Below are 2,390 nucleotides of genomic sequence, written 5' to 3'. Positions count from 1 at the left end.
CAGATCTTCACGATTTAAATAACCTCTTGCTAAACCCGCTCCCGCTATATACAATTCTCCATGAATTCCAACTGGTAACAGATGACCATATTCATCCAATATATAAATCTGTGTATTCGAAATTGGACCTCCGATCGTGTTAACAGATAGCTCAACTTTCCGGGCAATACAGCCTACGGTTGCCTCTGTTGGGCCGTACTCATCATAGATCTCAATATCTTTATTGATAGCGTGAATAATCTGAATATGCTCATTATAAAGCTTTTCTCCTCCTAAAATAATTTTTCGGATACCCGTATTATTGATTTCTACATTCTTTAATAATGAAATATGAGAAGGCGTTAATTTTAAAATATCTATATCTGGATTTTCAAACGCATTCATAAGAACAGCTAAAATGTCTACTTCATTCTCTCCCAACCATAAAGAGCTTCCTCTCGTCAGAGAACAGAATAGTGCAGTAACTGAAAGATCAAAGGATATTGAAGTGAATAATCCCCAGTTGCCTCGGTCTCCACCATTAAAATAATATCCATTACTCCAGGAAACATAGTTCATCAAACTAGAATGGCTGATACAAACTCCTTTAGGGTTTCCTGTTGTACCCGACGTATAAATAACATAAGCCAGATCTGAACGATGAATCTCTGTAGAAAGATTTTCTATTGAATAATTTTCTTTCAATGAATCAAACTCTTTCCAGAAAGACTCATCTATACACAATTTAGACTGTGTATCTTTCACAATAAAATCTTTTCTTTCCTGAGGGTAATTCACATCAATCGGAACATACGCTCCTCCTGATTTTAGAATTCCAAGAATCGAAACAATCATCTTTTCATTACGTGGCAGTTCAATACAAACCAAGTCATTAGATCTGATATTGTAATGATTTCTCAGGTAATGAGCTAGACGGTTAGATTCTGCATTTAAATCATTGTAGCTAAGCTTTACATCATCATATATTAATGCTACACTATTCGCACAGCTATTAACCTGTTCTTCAAACAATTTTACAACAGTCTTTTCAGAAGAATATGAAGTTTCTGCACCATTGAAGTCTTCCAATAATTCCTTTACTTCCGGATTACTTAAATAGCTGAAGTTTTTGATTGCCTGATCAGGAAAAGCTGCAAACTGTCCCAATATATTCTTAAAATGCCCGGCTAAAGATGTTATTAAAGATTTATAAAATACAGATGAATTGTATTTAAAATCTATTGATAAGCTATTTTTTCCCGGAACGGCAATAATATTAAAATCATAATTCGTCTGTTCAAAAGTATCTGCTTTTTGATCAGCCATTCCCATGATCGAAAGATGATTATTAACATCTCGCTTTGCATAGTTCTCAAAAACGATAATATTGTTGATCAACTCTTTTCCTAATGAAGATAGAGACTGGATATCGGATAAACCGGTAAAATGGTATCCGGTACCCTGAATAGAATCGTGATGTAATTTTTCGAGTAAATTTCTTGGTGTTTCATCTTTACTTACATTCACACATACAGGAATAGTATTGATAAAGAGTCCGACCATATGCTCAACCTCTTCAATATCTGCAGGTCTTCCTGAAACCACACTCCCAAAAACTACTTCTTCAGATGCATTATAACAACTTAACAAATAAGACCAAACTCCCTGGACATATGTATTGAGAGTGATTCCCAGATTTTTACAAAGATTGCTAATACCAGCGAATTCCTCATTTTCTACTTTTATTATTTCGGTAATAAAGTGAGGATCCTTTTCTGATGTACTCTTTTTAAAAGGAATAAGTGTTGGAGAAACCACCCCTTTGAGATAATTTTCCCAGTAACTTAAGGCTTCTTCTTTATTTACTGTTTTCAGCCAGTTGATATAAGACGAATATTTTTTAGATTCCGGCAAATTAATCTCCACATCTTGTTTCAGGGAGTTCAAAATAACAGCGAAATCATTGATAAGGATACTTAAACACCACCCATCCATGATAATATGGTGATGACTCCAAATGAATTCATATTCTCCATTAGGAAGCGTGATAACCGTCAGGCGCATTTGGGTAGGTACACCCAGGCCAAATCCTTGGGCTATATCCTCTTCTTTTATAGTATCTAATTCAAGCTCTGATTCTAAGATTAAATGCTTAAAGTCAACTTGTGCTTTTTTGTGAACGATTTGCAAAGGAACTTCTCCATAACGATTATCAAAAGAAGTCCGTAAAACCGTATAGCGATTGACAAGGATTCCAAATGCCTTTTCTACTTCTGACAGATCAAGACCCTCGGATTTTGTCCTGTACGAAGTCTGCATGAAATACGTGGCTCCTTTGGGTTCCACAAGCCAATGGTAATACAAGCCCTGCTGCATTGGCGAAAGCTCATAAATATCTTCAATATCCCCTT

Annotated in this window: 1 protein-coding gene; it reads right to left on the bottom strand. The window is 35.4% G+C overall.

Annotated features, from left to right (window positions below; translation table 11 throughout):
• Positions 1-2,390: non-ribosomal peptide synthetase (locus tag AC0INN_RS21710; RefSeq protein ID WP_306615096.1), on the bottom strand; the 2,390-nt coding region annotated here is incomplete at both ends.

It is taken from the genome of Chryseobacterium subflavum (assembly GCF_055762745.1).
This window is presented reverse-complemented; position numbering and strand designations above follow the sequence as displayed.